The sequence below is a fragment of the Bizionia paragorgiae genome, from assembly GCF_900107625.1.
Classification (GTDB): domain Bacteria; phylum Bacteroidota; class Bacteroidia; order Flavobacteriales; family Flavobacteriaceae; genus Bizionia; species Bizionia paragorgiae.
On the sequence record NZ_FNQK01000007.1, the window covers coordinates 30,791 to 51,823 of the forward strand.

The 21,033-nt window shown below is 36.2% G+C and carries 20 protein-coding genes; 13 read left to right on the top strand and 7 right to left on the bottom strand.

Going from position 1 to position 21,033, the window contains the following annotated elements; all coding sequences use genetic code 11:
• Positions 1–96: 96 nt before the first annotated feature.
• The 4 genes from BLV64_RS06315 to BLV64_RS06330 all read left to right on the top strand — a co-directional run bounded on the left by BLV64_RS06315 (position 97) and on the right by BLV64_RS06330 (position 2,364).
• Positions 97–1,032, top strand: coding sequence for a 2-hydroxyacid dehydrogenase (locus BLV64_RS06315; RefSeq protein WP_092133357.1), 936 nt, complete (start codon positions 97–99; stop codon positions 1,030–1,032).
• 84 nt (positions 1,033–1,116) lie between these two features.
• Positions 1,117–1,572: a DUF1801 domain-containing protein gene (locus tag BLV64_RS06320; RefSeq protein WP_092133358.1), complete on the top strand. Its 456-nt coding sequence runs from the start codon at positions 1,117–1,119 to the stop codon at positions 1,570–1,572.
• Positions 1,573–1,577: 5 nt separating this feature from the next.
• Positions 1,578–1,964, top strand: a complete 387-nt coding sequence (locus BLV64_RS06325) for a VOC family protein (protein WP_092133359.1) — start codon at positions 1,578–1,580, stop codon at positions 1,962–1,964.
• Between the two features lie 67 nt (positions 1,965–2,031).
• A complete protein-coding gene (locus BLV64_RS06330) occupies positions 2,032–2,364 on the top strand; it encodes a TM2 domain-containing protein (RefSeq protein WP_092133360.1) in 333 nt (110 codons plus the stop codon).
• A 104-nt stretch (positions 2,365–2,468) separates the two neighbouring features.
• Here the strand turns inward: BLV64_RS06330 and BLV64_RS06335 are convergent, their stop codons facing one another.
• From BLV64_RS06335 to BLV64_RS06345, 3 genes are read right to left on the bottom strand one after another with little or no spacing between them, the layout of a single operon-like run.
• A complete protein-coding gene (locus BLV64_RS06335) occupies positions 2,469–4,277 on the bottom strand; it encodes a GNAT family N-acyltransferase (protein ID WP_092133361.1) in 1,809 nt (602 codons plus the stop codon).
• Positions 4,278–4,319: 42 nt separating this feature from the next.
• Positions 4,320–5,570 carry an aspartate kinase gene (locus BLV64_RS06340; protein ID WP_092133362.1) on the bottom strand — a complete coding sequence of 417 codons (1,251 nt, stop codon included), beginning with the start codon at positions 5,568–5,570 and terminating at the stop codon, positions 4,320–4,322.
• Positions 5,570–6,049: a GNAT family N-acetyltransferase gene (locus tag BLV64_RS06345; protein ID WP_092133363.1), complete on the bottom strand. Its 480-nt coding sequence runs from the start codon at positions 6,047–6,049 to the stop codon at positions 5,570–5,572. The genes BLV64_RS06340 and BLV64_RS06345 overlap by 1 nt, the downstream gene beginning before the upstream one ends.
• Before the next feature lie 122 nt (positions 6,050–6,171).
• Between BLV64_RS06345 and fbp the strand changes: the two genes are divergently transcribed.
• Positions 6,172–7,179 (top strand): class 1 fructose-bisphosphatase, encoded by a 1,008-nt coding sequence (gene fbp, locus BLV64_RS06350; RefSeq protein ID WP_092133364.1) that lies wholly within the window; start codon positions 6,172–6,174, stop codon positions 7,177–7,179.
• A gap of 104 nt (positions 7,180–7,283) precedes the next feature.
• Here the strand turns inward: fbp and BLV64_RS06355 are convergent, their stop codons facing one another.
• Entirely contained in the window at positions 7,284–7,715 is a 432-nt protein-coding gene (locus tag BLV64_RS06355) for a fructose 1,6-bisphosphatase (RefSeq protein WP_092133365.1), read from the bottom strand.
• 170 nt (positions 7,716–7,885) lie between these two features.
• On the opposite strand from BLV64_RS06355, the gene mfd reads away from it, so the two are divergent.
• The gene (mfd, locus tag BLV64_RS06360; RefSeq protein WP_092133366.1) at positions 7,886–11,224 is read left to right on the top strand and encodes a transcription-repair coupling factor; all 3,339 of its coding nucleotides are present in this window, start codon (positions 7,886–7,888) and stop codon (positions 11,222–11,224) included.
• 85 nt (positions 11,225–11,309) lie between these two features.
• Positions 11,310–12,644 (top strand): TlpA family protein disulfide reductase, encoded by a 1,335-nt coding sequence (locus BLV64_RS06365; protein WP_092133367.1) that lies wholly within the window; start codon positions 11,310–11,312, stop codon positions 12,642–12,644.
• Between the two features lie 8 nt (positions 12,645–12,652).
• On the opposite strand, the gene BLV64_RS06370 is transcribed toward BLV64_RS06365, so the two are convergent.
• A complete protein-coding gene (locus BLV64_RS06370; RefSeq protein WP_092133368.1) occupies positions 12,653–13,012 on the bottom strand; it encodes a YraN family protein in 360 nt (119 codons plus the stop codon).
• Positions 13,013–13,197: 185 nt separating this feature from the next.
• Between BLV64_RS06370 and BLV64_RS06375 the strand changes: the two genes are divergently transcribed.
• Both BLV64_RS06375 and BLV64_RS06380 read left to right on the top strand, forming a co-directional pair.
• Positions 13,198–13,503: a TFIIB-type zinc ribbon-containing protein gene (locus tag BLV64_RS06375; protein WP_092133369.1), complete on the top strand. Its 306-nt coding sequence runs from the start codon at positions 13,198–13,200 to the stop codon at positions 13,501–13,503.
• On the top strand, positions 13,500–13,853 hold the full coding sequence (locus BLV64_RS06380; RefSeq protein WP_092133370.1) for a hypothetical protein: 354 nt from the start codon (positions 13,500–13,502) through the stop codon (positions 13,851–13,853). The genes BLV64_RS06375 and BLV64_RS06380 overlap by 4 nt, the downstream gene beginning before the upstream one ends.
• 4 nt (positions 13,854–13,857) lie before the next feature.
• On the opposite strand, the gene BLV64_RS06385 is transcribed toward BLV64_RS06380, so the two are convergent.
• On the bottom strand, positions 13,858–14,877 hold the full coding sequence (locus BLV64_RS06385; protein ID WP_092133474.1) for a S66 peptidase family protein: 1,020 nt from the start codon (positions 14,875–14,877) through the stop codon (positions 13,858–13,860).
• A 75-nt stretch (positions 14,878–14,952) separates the two neighbouring features.
• Between BLV64_RS06385 and metG the strand changes: the two genes are divergently transcribed.
• The 4 genes from metG to BLV64_RS06405 all read left to right on the top strand — a co-directional run bounded on the left by metG (position 14,953) and on the right by BLV64_RS06405 (position 20,622).
• Positions 14,953–17,019 (top strand): methionine--tRNA ligase, encoded by a 2,067-nt coding sequence (gene metG / locus BLV64_RS06390; RefSeq protein ID WP_092133371.1) that lies wholly within the window; start codon positions 14,953–14,955, stop codon positions 17,017–17,019.
• Between the two features lie 207 nt (positions 17,020–17,226).
• Positions 17,227–17,697, top strand: coding sequence for a lipocalin family protein (locus tag BLV64_RS06395; protein ID WP_092133475.1), 471 nt, complete (start codon positions 17,227–17,229; stop codon positions 17,695–17,697).
• A gap of 8 nt (positions 17,698–17,705) precedes the next feature.
• The gene (locus BLV64_RS06400) at positions 17,706–18,413 is read left to right on the top strand and encodes a YiaD family glycine zipper/OmpA-like lipoprotein (RefSeq protein WP_092133372.1); all 708 of its coding nucleotides are present in this window, start codon (positions 17,706–17,708) and stop codon (positions 18,411–18,413) included.
• 85 nt (positions 18,414–18,498) lie between these two features.
• Positions 18,499–20,622, top strand: coding sequence for a Tex family protein (locus BLV64_RS06405; protein WP_092133373.1), 2,124 nt, complete (start codon positions 18,499–18,501; stop codon positions 20,620–20,622).
• Between the two features lie 9 nt (positions 20,623–20,631).
• Here the strand turns inward: BLV64_RS06405 and BLV64_RS06410 are convergent, their stop codons facing one another.
• Entirely contained in the window at positions 20,632–21,009 is a 378-nt protein-coding gene (locus BLV64_RS06410) for a hypothetical protein (protein ID WP_092133374.1), read from the bottom strand.
• Between the last annotated feature and the right edge of the window lie 24 nt (positions 21,010–21,033).

Below are 21,033 nucleotides of genomic sequence, written 5' to 3' on the forward strand. Positions count from 1 at the left end.
GCGCTTTTCGTTGCAATCTTTTGCCAACAAAGCAAAAGGATTTACACTGCAATCCCTAACGCAAAGAACCTTATATTATAAAAGTCAGCTTCTTGTATGAATATTCTACATCTCGATTCTAACCACCCCCTATTAATCCGCGAACTCAACGCTTTGGGGTTTACCAACACTTTAGATTTTAGCGCTTCTAAAGAAGAGATTGAAAAAACCATTCATAAATACGACGGCATTATCATTCGAAGCCGCTTTAAGATAGACGCCGCTTTTTTAGATAAAGCCACGACATTAAAATTTATTGGCCGTGTTGGTGCTGGATTAGAAAACATAGATTGTGACTATGCCCAAAAAAAAGGCATCTCACTCATTGCTGCCCCAGAAGGTAACCGCAATGCTGTAGGCGAGCACAGCTTAGCCCTATTGCTATCGTTATTTAACAAACTCAATAAAGCCGATCGCGAAGTCCGCAATGGCAAATGGTTACGCGAGGAGAATCGCGGTATAGAACTCGATGGTAAAACTGTAGGTCTTATTGGTTATGGGAATATGGGTAAATCTTTTGCCAAAAAACTACGCGGTTTTGATGTTACGGTATTGTGTTGCGATATTAAACCCGATGTAGGCGATGAAAACGCTACTCAAGTGTCACTACAAGAGCTACAACAACGATGCGACGTGCTTAGTTTACATACACCAGAAACACCACTAACAACAAAAATGGTAAACACTAAGTTTATTAGAGGCTTTGCAAAGCCATTTTGGTTTATAAACACCGCTCGTGGTAAAAGTGTGGTTACCGAGGACTTAGCGCTAGCCCTAAAAAACGGCGCTGTATTAGGTGCCGGTTTAGATGTTTTAGAATACGAAAAAGCCTCATTCGAAAGCTTGTTTTCTAGCCATATGCCAGAAGCTTTTCAGTATCTAATAGCTTCAGAAAACGTGATCCTGTCACCACATGTCGCAGGTTGGACCGTAGAAAGTAAGGAGAGATTAGCGCAAACGATAGTCGACAAAATAAAAGCAGAATTCTGCTAATACAACACAGGCAAACCTTTCTATTTCTCGTTTTAATGCATTTATTATATCTTTAAAGTCTTTACTTAACAAAGACCATTATATATGCAATACAAAGCCACCACGCCAGAAGACTACATCAGTCAGCTTCCCGAGGACCGCAAAGAGCCCATAATGAAATTGCGTCAGATTATCCTTGAGAACCTACCTCCAGAAATAGAAGAAGTTATAAATTACGGCATGTTGGGTTTTGTGATTCCGCATAGTGCGTATCCTGATGGCTACCACTGCGATCCTAAAACCCCCTTACCGTTTATGAATTTGGCGTCACAAAAAAACTTTATTGCCGTTTACCATATGGGAATGTACGCTCAAAAGGAGGTGCTAGATTGGTTTACTTCCGAGTATCCTACACACTGTAAATATAAATTAGATATGGGAAAAAGCTGTGTTCGCTTTAAAAAGATGGAAGATATTCCCTATGCCCTTATCGGTGAGCTCGCAGGAAAAATGAGCACAAAAGAGTGGATTAACATTTACGAAACTGCAATTAAAAAATAATAGCTATGAAAAAACGAGTAACAGGTATTGGTGGTATTTTCTTTAAAACCGAAGACCCGAAAGCATCAAAAGATTGGTATAAAAAACATTTAGGTTTCGATACCGACGATTACGGTTCTACATTTTGGTGGAAAGACAAAGCAGGTAACGATTGTTCTACACAGTGGAGCCCCTTTAAAAAAGACTCCGAGTATTTCGAGCCTTCAAAAAAAGACTTTATGTTTAACTACCGTGTAGAAAACCTAAAAGAACTCTTAGACACTTTAAAGAATGAAGGAGTAACGATTATTGGAGAGATGCAAGAGTTTGAATATGGAAAATTTGGATGGATATTAGACAACGACGGCAATAAAATAGAACTTTGGGAACCCGTAGATAAAGCGTTTTTGTAATCTCTAGATTTTTACCTACTTTTACTTACCTATAAACCAAAACCTTAGGCAATTAACAACTTAAAATATGGATGACTTAAAAAAGGAAGCTAACGAATTTGCAGCCGAAGCTAAAGACACAGCAAATGAGTTTGCTACAAACGCAAAAGAAACCTTCGATAATAACAATGGTGAAAATAAAAAAATTCTTGCTGGTGTACTAGCCTTACTACTAGGTACTCTTGGCGTTCATAAATTTATTTTAGGATACAATAAAGAAGGTATCATACAATTAATCGCAACGTTTGTAACCTGTGGTATCGCAGGAATAATACCATTTATAGAAGGGATTATTTACCTAACTAAAACAGACGAAGAGTTTTACAACACCTATCAAGTAGGTAAAAAAGGATGGTTCTAGGCCACGCCTTAAAGTAAAATAAAACAGGCTAAATAATTAATTATTTAGCCTGTTTTATTACTATTCTATTTCAAATTCGGGTTATAGTCTTTATAAATCCTTAATTATTTATCTTCATTATTCATTTTATTTTCAAGCTCCGCCTGAAACTCTTCCATTACTGGTCGCACAGTGCTTTCTGGCAAATCGGCAATTTTAATATACATTAAACCATCTACCGCGTTATTAAATAACGGATCTACATTAAAGGCTACTAATCGCGCATTCTGTTTAATGTATTTTTTAAGCAAAACAGGTAATCTTAAAGCTCCCGGTTCGATTTCATCAATAATCTTGTCAAACTTATTTAAATCGGCTTCCGTAGCATCAAAAACAAAATCTTTATCGGCGTCTTTTAACTTTACTTTAAACTCCTTTTTTGGATGTACGTATTGTGCAACGTAAGGATCATAATAATGAGATTTCATAAACTCAATCATTAACGACTTTGAGAAGTTTGAAAACTGATTACTAATACTCACCCCTCCAATTAAATACTTATGCTCTGGGAAACGCAAAGTGGTATGCACAATACCTTTCCATAATAAAAATAAGGGCATTGGTTTTTGCTGGTAAGTTTTAACTATAAACGCTCTACCGAGTTCTATAGATTCACCCATCATTTTATGTAATTCCGGTTCAAATCTAAATAGATCTTGTAAATAGAACCCATCAATACCATACTTGGCAAATATTTTAGACCCTAATCCCATTCTATAGGCACCAACAATAGTTTTAACCTCACTATCCCATAAAAACATATGATGGTAATAAGTATCAAAACTATCCAAGTCAATCGCTTCATTCGTTCCTTCTCCAACTTCTCGAAACGTAATCTCTCGTAAACGTCCTATTTCTCTAATAATATTAGGAATGTCTTTCGCTGGCGCTAAATACACTTCGTAATTCTTACTCACCAAAAGGCGCTTGTCATTTTCTAACAGTGCTTCAACCTCTTTAATCATAACATCTGCCGCAATAGGTGTTACAATTTTCTTAGGAATTTTGTGTCCTTTAAAACTCGAAGAAATCGTGTTTATAATCTTTTCCTTAGGCTCGAAAGTATTGGATAACATATAGGTTTTACGACGAATAAAATCCGTAAAATCTGCAGTGCTCTTATATTCATTTTGATCGGCTACCGAAATAGGCTTACCAACACGTACTTTTATAACACGTCGTTTTTGAGTCAGCAATTCCGAAGGTAATTTTGCTGTTCTAAACGTATCGCTAATTTTAGACAATCGGTAAAATAATGAGCTGTTTTTGGCGTGAAAATAGATAGGCACAATGGGCACCTTGGCTTTTTGGGCTAATTTCATAGCCGATTCCTCCCAGGGTTTATCAACCACTAGTTGACCATCGCGATAGGTCGACACCTCTCCCGCAGGAAAAATCCCTAATGGATGTCCGTCGCGTATATGCTGAATCGCACTTTTAAAACCCGCAACACTAGATTTAACATCCTTTCTGTTTTCAAAAGGATTAACAGGCATAATATAAGGTGCCATAGGTTTGATACGATGCAGTAAAAAATTTGCGATAATTTTGAAATCAGAGCGCTCTTCTAGCATTAGTTTTAACAATAAAATACCATCAATCCCTCCTAAAGGGTGGTTAGACACTGTTATATAAGCTCCATCTTTTGGTAATCGTTTTAAGTCTTCTTCAGGGATTTCAAATTTTATTTGAAATTCGTTTAAAATCGCATCCAAAAACTCAACATTCGATAAATGTTTGTTGCGATCGTAAATTTTATTAAGTGTTGAAATTTTAAGAACTTTCATTAGCATCCAGCCAACAAAAGTACCTAAAAACCCATATTTATCAAGGTGTATCGCTTTTGATACCTCCTTTGCTGTTACTAATCCCATTGTATATTTTAGAAGTTAACGCCTACAAATGTAAGCAATACTTTACTTAGTTACTATTTGAACTGTTTGTTGAAACATTTGCTTTAACAGTACTTCTTTCCCGAGTTCTAATGCTTCTATTGCGGCAGCGTCATAATGTCTAATAGTAAATAAAGACACGTTTTTATGACACGTTACTTTAAACTTTGCTTTTAAATGTAATAATAACTTTTCTAAGTTATTGTAGCAGTCGTCAAAACATACCGAAAAACTAATAGCCGAATTCTGAATAACATCGACTTTCATTTTATGTTGTGCCAATAAATTAAAGATATCACTTATATTTTCTTCAACCACATACGAAAAATCTAAGGTTGACAGTGACAATAATATTTGATTTTGTTTTAAAATAAAACATGGCGTTTTAGGCTCTATGCCCACAGATTTATTCACCACCGTCCCAGGATTTTCCGGATGAATAAACGATTTAACGTACAAAGGTATTTCTTTTCTTTGTAACGGCTGCAATGTTTTAGGATGTATTACCGAGGCACCATAAAAAGCCAACTCGATAGCTTCTGTATAAGAAATGGTATTAAGCAACGTGGTATTACTAAAGTGTCTAGGATCTGCATTTAACACGCCAGGAACATCTTTCCAAATGGTCACATCCGTCGCATTTAAACAATATCCAAAAATAGCTGCGGTATAATCACTCCCTTCCCGCCCTAGAGTCGTGGTAAAATTATTGGCATCACTCCCTAAAAACCCTTGAGTAATATATAAGGTAGAGGCCTCGACAGCCTCCGATATATGTTTTTGAGTTTCTTCCCAATCTACATTGGCACGTCGGTAAAAACGGTCGGTTTTTATACAGGTTCTAACATCTAACCACGTGTTTTCTATAGCTTGCTCTTTTAAATAAGCACTAACAATGGTTGTCGATACTAATTCACCATAACCAATCACTTGATCGTATACAAAATTATAATCGGGAGATTTATTAGTCTTAAAAAACAGCAATAAATCTTCAAAAAGATGGCTTATCGATTTATAAACCGCATGGTTTTTATTTTCAAAAAGTTCATTAACGAGGTTTAAATGAAAGGTTTTTACAAGGTGTATTTCATTCTGCAATTCTCGAGGATTATTAAAATACTTATCGATAACCTGCTCTAAAGCATTGGTCATTTTTCCCATTGCCGAAACCACCAAAAGCGTATTCTCATGGCCTACAGTGTTTAGCACATGCACCATGTTTTTTACCCCATTGGCATCTTGAATTGAAGCCCCTCCAAATTTAAAAACTCTCATTAAATGGAATTGATATATGCTTTAATTGCGTTTTCGTTAAGGTGAACCACATCCCAATCGCGCATGACATTTGCCCCTTTTTTCTCATAAAAATTAATGGCTGGTTCATTCCAATCTAAGACCTCCCAGCTAATACGTTTAACGCCTAGTTGATCGCCATATTTCACAACTTCATCAAGCAGAGCCGTTCCTAATCCCGTACCACGCATCTGTTCGCTAACGATTAAATCTTCTAAATGTAACACATCGCCTTTCCACGTAGAAAATCGCATATAGACTAAAGCAATACCTACAATACGCGCTCCAGATTCGGCAACAAAGCAAGTAAATTTTGGGTGTTTCCCAAAACCATCGCGTTCCAGATCTTTAACCGTAACCTCGACCGCATCAGGTTCTTTTTCATAAACTGCCAACTCATTTATCAAGTCTAAAACAGCAGTCATATCACCTTTTTTGGCTAAACGAATGTTATAACTCATACTTTTTATTTAGGCTACAAATATAGTTTAAAGTTAAGAGGACTAAAAGATTTATCTGTATTGAAACACATCTAATCTGTTAAAAAGTACGATATTTGCAAAAACATTACTATACAATACATATGTCTCGAAAAAATCAAACTTTAGGCGAATTCATTATTGAAAACCAAACGTCTTTTAAATATACCTCTGGAGAATTATCCCGGTTAATTAACTCCATTCGATTAGCTGCAAAGGTGGTTAGTCACGAAGTTAACAAAGCAGGTTTAGTCGATATTATTGGCGCCGCTGGCGATACAAATATTCAAGGTGAAGACCAACAAAAATTGGATGTCTATGCCAACGATAAATTTATTCAGACCCTAAAAAACAGAAATATCGTTTGTGGTATTGCGAGTGAAGAAGAAGATGATTTTATTACTATAAACAGTCAAGATGAGAACAATCAAAATAAGTATGTTGTTCTTATTGATCCTTTAGATGGCTCTTCAAATATTGATGTTAATGTATCTGTAGGAACTATTTTCTCAATTTACAGACGTGTTACTCCAGTAGGAACACCTGTTACTATAGAAGATTTTTTACAGGCTGGTAACCAACAGGTAGCTGCCGGTTATGTTGTTTATGGTACTTCAACGATGTTAGTCTATACTACGGGAGCGGGAGTAAACGGTTTTACATTAAACCCAGCTATTGGAACATTTTATTTATCACACCCAGATATGCAATTCCCTGAAGACGGAAATATCTACTCGGTAAACGAAGGGAATTATATTCATTTCCCACAAGGGGTAAAAGACTATATTAAATATTGCCAAATGGAAGAAGATAACCGACCATATACATCGCGTTATATTGGGTCGTTAGTTTCTGACTTCCATAGAAACATGATAAAAGGTGGTATTTATATGTATCCTAAGAGTTCTAAAACATCTAATGGAAAACTGCGTTTGTTGTACGAATGTAATCCTATGGCGTTTATTGCAGAACAAGCCAATGGGAAAGCTAGCGATGGTGAGACACGAATTTTAGACATCAAACCAACAGAACTTCACGAACGTGTTCCTTTTTTCTGCGGTAGTAAAAAAATGGTAAATACTCTTGAAGAATTTGTTCAGAAAGGAAAATAATTATCGTCTTTTAAAAAAAAAGACCTAATAAAGTAATACAAAAAAAAGCGAGCTCATAATTTTATGAACTCGCTTTTTGTATACTATTATACTTTTAAAAAGTACTATTTATTCATGTTTTTAATCTCTTCGATAAACGTATCTACATCAACACCATTACTTACCAGTGTTAAGGCTTTATCGATTACATAAGTTACGTTTTCATGAGAAAATCCTAATCCAACAGCAATTTTTCTTAGTAAAATCTCTTCACTATCACCTTTAATATGATCTACATAAACCATACGCGCTAAATCGAATAAACGCTCCAAACGTCGGTCGTAAGTAGAAGGAGGGTTTATAGGGTGAGATTGATAATCTTTTAAGATTATTTCATAATCGCCTTCGCTAATATCTAAATTACGAGCCAATCGGTCTAAAAACGCTTTTTCATCTGGAGTAATAATTCCATCATCCATGGCTACTCTAACTATTGAAGCAAAATGATCTTCATTACGCTTTTTAAATCCACTATCGAATAAATCTGAAAATGACATATATTTCTTGTTTTATATGGTACAAATATAACTAAAGTTACCTCCTTTTTAAATATATTTTTCTTTTTTTAATTCCCTGCTATCCCCACTTTTAAAGCTTAACAGAATATTAAAAACACCTTATTTAAAATTAAACAAGTAAAACCTATCTTTGTACAAAATAAAAATTCGTGAGCAAATCTTTAATCTCGCAAGTCTATTCAGAGTCTTTGCAACTGCAAAAACTACAAACTGCTATTGCCCAAACCGAAAGTAAGACCCATTTAAAAGGGCTCGTTGGCTCTTCATTATCCTTTGTTCTTAGTGAAGCTTTTAAAACCGCCAACAAACCGTTTCTTATTGTTTTAAACGATAAAGAAGAAGCTGCTTTTTACCTCAACGATTTAGAGCAACTTATTAACCCTAAGGACGTTTTATTTTATCCTGGAAGCTACCGCAGACCCTACCAAATTGAAGGAACAGACAATGCTAATATTTTATTGCGTGCCGAGGTATTAAACCGTATCAATTCGCAAAAAAAACCCGCAGTAATTGTCACCTACCCAGATGCGCTTTTTGAAAAGGTAGTGACGAGAAAAGAACTAGAAAGAAACACCCTAAAAATTGCATTAGGAGATAATTTGTCTATAGATTTTGTAAACGAAGTCTTGTTTGAATACAAGTTTAAACGTGTCGATTTTGTTACCGAGCCGGGAGAGTTTTCAGTGCGTGGTGGTATTGTTGATGTCTTTTCGTTTTCTCACGACGAGCCCTTCAGAATTGAGTTTTTTGGTGATGAAGTGGATAGCATCCGAACCTTCGATGTAGAAACACAACTGTCTAACGAACAGATTAAAAAAATTGGCATTATACCCAATGTCGAAAACAAACTACTTCAAGAAACCCGCGCTAGTTTTTTAAAATACATCGCTCAAAAAACAGTAGTCTACACAAAGAATGTTGATTTACTTTTTTCTAGAATCGACGATTTCTTTGACAAAGCCGAAACTGCTTTTAAAAGTTTATCGTCAGATATTAAGCACGCCGAGCCCATAGAGTTATTTTGTAATTCGACAGAATTAAAAAAACAATTATTAGCATTCACTCTTGTAGAGATTGGCACCGATTCGTGGTTAAACCCCTCTGCGGTTATCACTTATAATACCACACCACAACCTGCATTTAATAAGCAGTTTAATTTATTAATCGATAATTTAAATAGCAATCACAACAACGGGTTTACCAATTATATCGCCTGTATTAGCGAACAACAAGCAAAACGTTTTCACGACATTTTTGACGATGTAGAGCAAGAAGTTAGCTATAAAACCATTACCCTATCCTTGTTTCAAGGCTTTATAGATCACGATAACAAAATTGTGTGTTACACCGATCATCAGATTTTTGAACGCTACCATAAATTCCATTTAAAAAATGGTTACGCTAAAAAGCAAGCCATTACATTAAAGGAGCTCACCAATTTAGATATTGGTGATTATGTTACTCATATCGACCACGGGATTGGACGTTTTGGAGGGCTTAAAAAAATTGATGTTGAAGGCAATAAACAAGAAGCTATTAAATTGGTTTATGGTGAGCGTGACATTTTGTATTTAAGCATTCATTCACTACATAAAATTACCAAATTTAATGGCAAGGATGGAAAGCCACCAAAAGTCTATAAATTAGGTAGCAAAGCGTGGAAAACCCTTAAAGAGAAAACCAAGTCTCGCGTAAAACACGTAGCCTTTAACCTCATTAAACTCTATGCTAAACGCAAGCTAGAAAAAGGCTATCAATACAAACCCGACAGTTATCTACAGCACGAGTTGGAAGCTTCGTTTTTATATGAAGACACACCAGATCAAAGTACGGCTACCGCCGATATAAAAGCTGATATGGAAAGTGAACGCCCTATGGATCGCTTAATTTGTGGGGATGTTGGTTTTGGAAAAACTGAGGTTGCCATTAGAGCCGCCTTTAAAGCAGTAGACAATGGTAAGCAAGTTGCGGTATTAGTACCCACAACTATTTTGGCTTTCCAGCACCACAAAACATTTAGCGAGCGTTTAAAGGAATTTCCTGTAACTGTAGATTACTTAAACCGTTTTAGAACCGCTAAACAAAAGAAAGAAACTTTAGAGAAACTAGAAAAAGGACACGTCGATATTATTGTTGGTACCCACACCCTAGTGAATAAGAATATAAAATTTAAAAATTTAGGCTTATTAATTGTCGACGAGGAACAGAAATTTGGAGTAGCCGTTAAAGAAAAACTAAAGACACTTAAGGAAAATGTCGATGTACTCACCCTTACAGCGACACCGATACCGAGAACGCTTCAGTTTAGCTTAATGGCAGCGCGCGATTTATCGGTGATTACCACAGCTCCTCCAAATAGACATCCTATAGAAAGCAATGTGATTCGTTTTAATGAAGAAACCATTCGCGATGCCGTGAGTTATGAGATACAACGTGGCGGACAAATTTTCTTTATTCACAATAGAATTGAAAATATAAAGGAGGTCGCTGGAATGATTCAGCGCTTGGTACCAGATGCTAAAATCGGGATTGGCCACGGCCAAATGGAAGGTAAGAAACTAGAAAACCTGATGCTCTCTTTTATAAATGGTGAATTTGATGTGTTAGTGAGTACCACGATTATTGAAAGCGGATTAGATGTCCCTAATGCCAATACCATTTTTATTAATAACGCTAATAATTTTGGTTTAAGTGATTTACACCAAATGCGTGGTCGTGTGGGACGAAGTAATAAAAAGGCCTTCTGCTATTTTATAACTCCGGAGTATTCGGCGATGACCGATGATGCGCGAAAACGAATTCAAGCTCTTGAGCAATTTACAGCATTGGGTAGCGGGTTTAATATTGCTATGAAAGATCTAGAAATTCGCGGGGCAGGAGATTTATTAGGTGGTGAACAAAGCGGATTTATTAATGAGATCGGTTTTGATACCTATCAGAAAATATTAAATGAGGCGATTGAAGAGTTAAAAGAAAATGAATTTGCCGATTTATATCAAGATCAAGCGGAAGATAAGGAGTACGTAAAAGACATGACCATCGATACCGATTTCGAGTTGCTATTCCCTGATGATTACGTGAATAATATTGCCGAACGCTTAAACTTTTATACGCAATTAAACACCTTTAAAACAGAAGAAGAACTCCAAAAGTTCGAATCTGATATTATAGATCGATTTGGAGAGTTACCAGTACAAGTTGTCGATTTATTTAATAGTGTCCGCTTAAAATGGGTCGCTACCAAATTGGGTATTGAAAAAGCAATTATGAAAAAAGGGAAACTGATTTGCTATTTTATAAACGACCAACAAAGCAAATTTTACCAAAGTCCTAATTTTAATTTAGTGATTCAATACGTGCAAAAAAACCCACAATCATGTAAAATGAAAGAGAAGGAAACACGTAACGGACTCCGATTGATATTAACCTTTGATAAAATAAAATCTGTAAATCAGGCACTCTCTGCTTTAAAACCCATTTTAAATTAATACTTTTAAAACTGTGTTACGCATTTTAGAGCTTTTTTTTAACGCTTGGCTTAACTTTTGTTTATCTTAAATAAAAATTAATACAATGAAAAAACATATTCTATTTATACTTACTTTTATACCAACTCTCCTGTTGGCTCAGCATACCATAACAGGAACGTTCTCGCCAGCAACCGATTATAAATATGCATTTTTATATCGTGTAACTCCTTCTGCTGCCACCTTTGTGTCTAATGCCGATGTGTCTCCAGACGGTACCTTTACGATATCCTTAGATAAAAATGAGGCACCAGGAACGTTTAGATTAGTTTACGACCAGCCACTTGATGATAACCATTTCGATATCATTTATAATGGCAAAGAAGACATTGCTTTTGAGTTTAATAAAACCGACGGTGTGAAGTTTACGGTTTCTTCTGAAAATAAAATGTATACCTCTTACAATAAAAGCATTGCTTTAATCAACCAAAGTATCCGTAACTATTACGGTTCTCAGAAAGTGAACGAGGCAGGCTACAAAAAGATTTTCGACATTTTAAACAACACACAAGATGAATTCGAAAAGGCTTCTAAAGGCATGCTTATTAATCATTTTATTAAAGCCTGCAGACCCTATATTCCAGCGAGTTACGAAGATGTAAAAACGTTTTCTAGCAACATAAAATCCAACTACTTTAAACATATTGATTTTAGTAATAAAGAACTTCAAAACTCTAATTTCTTAATTAAAAACGCCACGAGCTATGTGTATGGTTTTGTAGACCGTAATGACCCTATGACCTCTTACAGAGAAAACATAGATACAGCTGTTAAAGCTATAGGAAACAATCCTAAAGTTAAAAAGACAATTCTAGTTCTCATGTGGCGTAAATTTGCAGAAGCTAGCAATGAAACGATAGCAAATTATATTACCGACAACTATTTGTTAGACCTTGTAAAAGCAGATAATGATACTGCAGTTTTAGATGTTATAGTTCCTTTTAGAAATGTCTCTTTAGGTCAAATTGCTCCAGATTTCGAATTGGAAGTGAAAAATAAAAAGACCGCCTTAAGTGCTTTAAATAACGCTGAACATTATGTGCTTTTATTTTGGAGCACTACCTGCTCTCATTGCCTTGAAGAGGTACCGCAGTTACAAGACTACTTAAAACCTATTAGTAAAGAAAGTATACAAGTCATTGCGATCGCCTTAGAAAATGATCAAGCCTATTGGGAAAATATCATTAAAGACTATCCTGATTTTATTCACGTTTTTGGTGAAGGACGATGGGAAAACGAAATAGGAAATAATTATAATATTAACGGAACTCCATCTTATTTTATACTGAATAGCAAAAAAGAAATTATTGCTAAACCCTATGATATCAATTCGGTTAAAAATTTCTTTGATACTAACGGTGTAAAAACCGTAAAAAAATAAGAACGCGGTTAGAAATGATAAAAGGCATTTTCCAAATGCTCTAAGGTGACCGTTTTATTTTCTTTAATAATAGCCACAATATCAAAACGCACCTCTACATCTAAATTGTTTGAGGTCACATATTCGTGTACCGCGGTCACTAACCGCTGAATCTGCTTGGGTTTTACAAAGTCTTGCGGATTGCCAAAATCGGCAGTAGAGCGTGTTTTTACCTCTACAACCGCTAGTGTATCCTCTATTTGGGCGATAATATCGACTTCTGCTTTTTGAAACCGGTAATTGCGTTCTAAAATGGTATAGCCTTTATTTTGAAGGTAGTCGACTGCCATATCCTCCCCTATTCTACCTAATTCGTTGTGCTGTGCCATAGATTTTTATTTTTGAGTATTGTATACCGCCCTTAGTAAAGGTAGTAAAAAGCATTAGGAATATTTTAATTTAATTGCACACGACAAATACGGAAGCTAGAGCTATAAGGAACATACATTTTATAGGCATGGGATTAAAATCCTTTTATAATTAATATCTTTACCATTAACTTTTAAGAGTCGCTATGGTTAGCCGAAATATTAAATGTCCTAATTGCGGAGTATATAATAAAAACAGAGACTATTGCTCGGAGTGTGGTACCGTATTATCATACCAAAAACGTCGTGAATTAGCTTACAAAAAAGAACAAGAAGACCGCCTAAAACGTCAACGCATAGAAAAAGAAAACAATCCTTCGTTTTTTGAAAAATATGAAAATCACCGATTTTGGATCGTTCGTGCGGTAGTAAAAGTATTTAAATCGATTTATATGGCCATCATGGCTATTGGTATGTTTATCGCTTGGTTAATTGCAACTGTAGCAGCGTGAGTATTTTAAAACACCCTTTATTTTTAACACTATCTACCCTTGCCATAGCAATTTATTTAGCAAAAATGGGAGATGTCCAATTACCGCAATGGGTTTACTTCTACTTTAGCGATTTCCTATGTATGCCCGTGGTACTTAGTGCCTGTTTGGCTAGTGTACGAATCGCAAAAAAAAACAATACTATTTTTATTCCCTTAGGTGCCATCATAGGCTTAACAGTCTATTACGCGATGTATTTTGAATGGCTTTTACCACAATACAATCCACGGTACACCGCCGATATAGTAGATGTCGCATTATACATTTTAGGAGCCGGCCTATTTTATGGCTTTCAAAAGCGATTGTATTAATGCTTTATTCATCAAATTGAATGGTAGACGATTCTTTTGATACTTTAAGTTGAATGGTTCGCCCTAGTATCAAAGTGCGATTATCGTTTTCGTGCCCTGCAGGCATATTAAAAGCTACAGGGAAGTCATATTCGGCAACCACATCCAAAATTAATTGCTGAATAGGTTTCCCCCAAGGTGTGGTGTTTTTTCGTATTTTACTCATATCCCCCACAACAATACCTTTACAGTTTTCAAAATAACCCGCCCGTTTTAAACTTTGAAGCATGCGATCGATATGATAAGCATACTCTCCAATTTCCTCAATAAATAAAATTTTACCAGTCATATCTAAACTGGTATCCGAGCCTAACATCGTGTGCAATAGGGTCAGGTTCCCACCAACCAGTTGCCCTGAAGACGCTCCTGTTTTATTGTGTTTCGAGCCTTTTAATGTGTAGGCTAAAGGATTTCCAAAAAGTGTAGATTTAAAAGTCGCAATAGATGTTTTAATCTCACTTGGTTCCTCTGCTAGACTTACTGCCATAAGGGCGTGTAAACTTTCCACACCTAATGTGTTAATTTGGTTATGCAAAGCTGTTATGTCACTATAACCAATAACCCATTTAGGGGCTTTTAAAAATGTAGTATAGTCCAGTTTATCCAAAATTCGCACTGTTCCATACCCCCCACGAGCGGCCCAAATAGCTTTAATATTCGGATTATCTAAAGCCTCTTGAAAGTCTTCACAACGCTCATTGTCGGTTCCAGCAAAATGATTAGCCTGATTAAACACATGCTTACCAATAACCACCTTTAACCCCCAGCTTTCCAATAGTGCTTTAGCCATAGAAACTTCGTGTTTTCTGTTTTTTAAAATTCCTGAAGGGGCCACAATAGCAACGGAATCGCCAATTTTAAGATAGGGTGGTTTAATCAATGTTTCTAGTTTTTTTGGTGATGAAAAATCTTGAGCAGCAACGGGCATTCTTCCCATTAAGAATAACAGACTGCAGAGACTAAAAAGGAGTGTAAATTTTGACATACCGTAAATGTACATTTTTTTTCTAAATCGGTATCAAAATGCGTACTTTTACAGCTTCAAAATAAAGATTTCAACATGTCAAAAAGATACACGATTACTGCAGCTTTACCTTATACTAACGGCCCTATTCATATAGGACACCTTGCCGGGGTGTATGTACCTGCAGATATTTACGCACGTTTTAAACGCTTAACAGGAAAAGATGTAGCCTTTATTTGTGGAAGCGACGAACACGGCGTTCCAATTACTATAAAAGCAAAAAAAGAAGGGGTAACTCCGCAAGATATTGTAGATAAATACCACGCTATTATAAAACAATCGTTTTTAGATTTTGGAATTTCTTTTGACAATTACTCACGTACTTCAGCGAAAATCCATCATGATACAGCCTCAGAGTTTTTCACTACGCTGTATAACAAGAATGAATTTGTTGAAGAAACGACTGAACAGTTATATGATGCTGACGCCAATCAGTTTTTAGCCGACCGTTTTGTGACAGGAACGTGTCCGAAATGTGGAAACGAAGAAGCGTATGGCGATCAATGTGAAAGTTGTGGAACGAGCTTAAATGCAACCGACCTTATTAATCCTAAATCGGCGATAACTGGAAATGTACCGTCACTTAAAGAAACCAAACACTGGTTTTTACCTTTAAACAAGCACGAATCTTTTTTAAGAGAATGGATTCTTAAAGGACATAAAAAAGATTGGAAACCTAATGTTTACGGTCAGGTAAAATCGTGGATTGACGACGGGTTACGCCCAAGAGCAGTAACTAGAGATTTAGATTGGGGAATCCCTGTTCCTGTAAAAGGGGCCGAAGGTAAAGTCCTTTACGTTTGGTTCGATGCACCTATTGGCTATATTTCTGCGACTAAAGAATGGGCAGAGCGTGTTGGAAAAGACTGGGAACCGTATTGGAAAGATGATAACACGAAATTGGTACACTTTATTGGTAAGGATAATATTGTATTTCACTGTATTATTTTCCCTGCTATGTTAAAAGCAGAAGGCAGTTATATTTTACCAGATAACGTACCTGCCAATGAGTTTTTAAATTTAGAAGGCAAGAAATTATCGACCTCAAAAAACTGGGCTGTTTGGTTACCAGAATACCTACAAGACTTCCCCGACAAGCAAGATGTTTTACGTTATGCTTTAACGGCCAATGCTCCAGAAACAAAAGACAACGATTTTACATGGAAAGATTTCCAAGCAAGAAACAACAACGAGCTTGTAGCCATTTTTGGTAATTTTATTAACCGCGTGGTGGTTTTAACTAATAAATACTACGATGGGACAATTCCTGCGCCAAATACGTTTTCGGAAATTGATGAAGAAACACTAGCCGCTGTAAAAGCCTATCCATCGGTAATTTCAAGCTCTATAGAACGCTACCGTTTTAGAGAAGCGAGTCAAGAGTTAATGAATCTAGCGCGTTTAGGTAATAAATATTTAGCCGATGAAGAACCTTGGAAATTGATTAAAACGGACGAAGAGCGCGTTAAAACCATCATGTATGTAGCTTTACAAATCGCTTCAGCTTTAGCGACATTAAGCGAACCGTTTTTACCATTTACTTCTACAAAGCTAAAAACGATATTAAATATTGGCTCTGCCGATTCATCAATTAATAATTCTTGGGAAGATATTTCTACTAAAAATGAATTTATCGCAGCGGGACACGCCATTGGTAAAGCCGAGTTACTATTCAGTAAGATTGAAGATTGTGAGATTGAAGCGCAGCTCGAGAAATTAGAAGCCAGCAAAAAAGCAAATGAAGCCGCGAATAAAGTAGTTGAACCTCAAAAAGAAATTGTTTCATTTGATGATTTTACAAAATTAGATCTTAGAGTGGGGACCATTTTAGAGGCAGAAAAAATGCCGAAAGCTAAAAAACTACTGGTCTTAAAAGTAGATACAGGAATCGATGTTAGAACCATTGTTTCTGGAATCGCTGAAAGTTTTAAACCCGAAGAAATTATTGGAAAACAAGTTACTGTTTTGGTCAACCTAGCACCAAGAGCACTTCGTGGAGTGACTAGTGAAGGTATGATTTTAATGACAGAAAACGCAGAAGGCAAACTGGTATTTGTAAACCCAGATGATACCAATGCAACTAATGGTTTACAAATTAGTTAAACCACCTTAAGCAGATTCGAATATTAATTTAGTTAAGTTTTATAAACCTTTAAATTTAAGACCTCATATGTTTTTATGAGGTCTTTTTTTATCTTTTATATGTCATAATTTTATAATATCTTTAATAGTCAATTAACGTTTATTTATGACATTACACACATCCAAATTATGTTAAATTTCGTACATTCCAATAAACCATTACAACTTATGAAAAAACTATCATTTTTATTATTACTTGTATTTTTGGTTGGTTGTGGATCCTCTAAGGTAGTCCGCCAATCCAAAAAAGAAATTAAAGGAAACTGGGTTTTAAACTCGGTTAATTACGATAAGACAGGCACCTATGCCATTACCTTGTTAAACGATGCGTCTAAAGCGTGTTTTGAGCAAAGTACTTGGTCTTTTGTTCCAAACAACAACACGGGTATTTACAGTATAGCTAACGCCAATTGTGCTACGGGAGATCGTTATTTTAATTTTACGATTCAAGAAGTCGATGCGAATACCGGTTTGTATCACTTTTTATTAAAACCGACTGACGAAAAAGGTAAAAGCCCGGACAATGCTGGATTTAGATTACGCTTGTCTCAACTATCGGAAAGCACCATGCAATGGCAACAAACGGTGTCTGTAGACGGGAGCCCTTTCACTATTAATATGAACTTTACAAAACTATAAAAAACACTATGAAATCAATATTTAAAAAATCAATTATTGCCGTATTTGCTGTGTCACTAGTATTTAGTGTATCGAGCTGTACAGCGGTTAAAAATGCTAATAATAAGCAAAAAGGTGGTGCTATTGGTGCTGCTGGTGGTGCCGTTATTGGTGCTATTCTTGGTAACAACATTGGAAAAGGAGGTAACGGCGAATTAGGTGCTGTTATTGGAGGTGTTGTTGGTGGTGGTGCCGGTGTCCTTATTGGTAGCAAAATGGATAAACAAGCTCAAAAGATTGAAGAAGAGATTCCTGGCGCTCAAGTAGAACGTGTAGACGATGGTATTGTTGTTACTTTCGATGAAAATAGTGGTGTGTACTTTGCCACTGAGAAATACAACATTAACGCTGCTTCACAAGCCACTTTAGACAAGTTAGCAAATGTGTTTAAGGAGTATCCTGATACTAATATATTAGTAGTAGGGCATACTGATAGTGCAGGTGCTGAAACCTATAATATGACTCTGTCTAAAAACAGAGCTTACGCTGTAACGAATTACTTAACAGGTAAAGGTTTAAGCAGCGGTCGTTTTACTACCAACTGGTATGGTGAAAATCAGCCTACACACGACAACTCCACTGCTGAAGGTAGAGCTAAAAACCGCCGTGTAAATGTTGCTATTTTACCGAATGAAAAAATGATCGAAGACGCTAAAAAAGAAACAGGAGAAAACTAGACTTCTTTACAATTTTTCTCGGATTTTTACTTCGAGATAGATATATTACAAGCCTTATACAACTTAAAAGTATAAGGCTTTTTTTATGCTAATTAAATACATTTCAACACAGACACAATTACCGGAAAGTAGTGTTAAAAACACCGTACAATTACTTAACGAGGCATGTACTATACCTTTTATTTCTCGCTATAGAAAGGAGCACACCGGAAACTTAGATGAAGTACAAATTGGTGATATAGTAAAATACAAAGAAGAATTTGAAGCCTTAGAAAAACGTAAGGCCACTATTTTAAAAACCTTAGAAGATCAAAACGACTTAACGCCTGCCCTAAAAGAACAGATTGAGTCCGCCAACAATTTGATCATTCTAGAAGACCTGTATTTGCCTTTTAAGAAAAAGCGAAAAACCAAAGCCGATACGGCTAGAAATAAAGGTTTAGAACCCTTGGCTAAAATTATTATGAGCCAAAACACCTCCGATTTAGAAGCTATTGCTTACAAATATGTAAGGCAAGATATACAATCTATTGAAGATGCTTTGGAAGGTGCTCGCCATATCATTGCGGAGTGGATAAATGAACGTACCGACATCAGACATGCGATTCGTCAGCAATTAGAACGCCATGCACAAATAGCCACTGCAGTTATTAAAACCAAGAAAGACGAGGAGAAAGCACAAAAATTCAGGGATTATTTCGATTGGGAAGAGGCCCTAAGCCGCATTCCCTCGCATAGGCTCCTTGCTATACTAAGAGCCGAAAAAGAAGGTTTTATTCGCGTTAAAATAGACATCGACCACGAACGGGCAACACAACACATAGCATCGCGCCTAATCCGTTCAAAAAACAGCTGTGCCGATCACATCGAATTAGCCGTGACTGATGCTTACAAGCGATTATTATACCCCTCGTTAGCTAACGAAGCCTTACAAGCAGCAAAGGCCCTTGCGGACACTTCTGCTATTTCCGTATTTTCAAAAAACTTAAGACAGCTTTTATTAGGTTCTCCCTTGGGAGAAAAACGCGTGCTAGCCATAGACCCCGGGTTTAGGTCCGGTTGTAAGCTAGTCTGTTTAGGTGCACAGGGCCAGTTGGAACACAATGAGACCATTTATCCGCACGCACCAAAAAATGATAGCATCGGCGCCATGAAGAAAATAAGATCTTTGGCTGATGCCTATAAAATAGAAGCTATTGCGATTGGTAATGGTACTGCATCTCGAGAGACGGAAGCCTTAATTAGAAAAATACATTTTAAAAATGACATTCAAGTATTTGTCGTTAGCGAAGCAGGTGCGAGTATCTACTCGGCATCTAAGATAGCACGTGAGGAATTCCCGAATTATGATGTTACGGTACGCGGTTCGGTATCTATTGGACGCCGTTTACAAGACCCTTTAGCCGAGCTCGTTAAAATTGATGCACAATCTATAGGTGTAGGACAATACCAACACGATGTGGACCAAACTCAACTTCAAAAGTCGTTAGACGCCGCTGTAGAACACTGTGTAAATGCGGTAGGTGTAAATATTAATACCGCGAGTAAAAGTTTATTGAGTTATGTATCTGGCATCGGACCAAAATTAGCAGAAAACATAGTGAAATATCGCGAAGAAACAGGAAGCTTTTCTTCACGAAAAGAGATTAAAAAAGTCGCCCGATTAGGTGATAAAGCGTTCGAGCAAAGTGCTGGGTTTTTAAGAATAAAAGGCGCTAAAAACCCCTTAGATGATTCTGCCGTACACCCCGAAAGTTACGCGATAGTAAAAGCTATGGCTAAAGATTTAAACGTCACGGTAAAAGAACTTATTGGTAATTCGGAAGTATTAAAACAAGTGGACTTAAAAAAATACTGTTCAGATGCTGTAGGACTATTAACCCTAGAAGATATCGTTAAAGAATTAGAAAAACCTGGTTTAGATATTCGCGAACAAGCCAAAGTTTTCACTTTTAATCAAAACATAAAAACAATAACCGACCTACAGGAAGGTCAATTGCTTCCTGGTATAGTGAATAATATTACCAACTTTGGGTGTTTTGTAGATGTAGGTATCAAAGAAAGCGGACTCATTCACGTTTCTAATTTAAGTGATAGCTTTGTAAAGGACGTTAATGAACACGTGCATTTACATCAACAAATCATTGTCAAAGTATTGGAAGTTGATGTCGCAAGAAAACGCATCCAATTGCAACTACACAAAAAATAAAAGGACTAATTAAACTGCTTGAAGTAAAAGCAGACCAAAACCAATACAAATAAAAGGAAGCAGTAGAAGTACTACAACATTGTGTTCTACTGTTTTCTTTCTATTGTGTTTAGCATTCATTTCCTTTCGTTTCTTACCGCCGTATTTTATCCAGTTTTTAAAATAAATACCGATCCCTACTAAAACAAATAAGGTCCACGCTTTGCCGCTAGACATCAGTTCTGTATTCATTTGACTCAAGAAGGCAGCAAAAAAGCACCCTAGCAGAAACGCAATAGAGATTTCTAATACAGAGACATAGACTAAAGCAATATCATTAGCTTTTTGTTTATACTGGCCTTTAAAATGGCTAAAAACGGAAAAGAAAAACTGTTCAATAATTGTCATACATATAAAAATAAAAAAACCTGC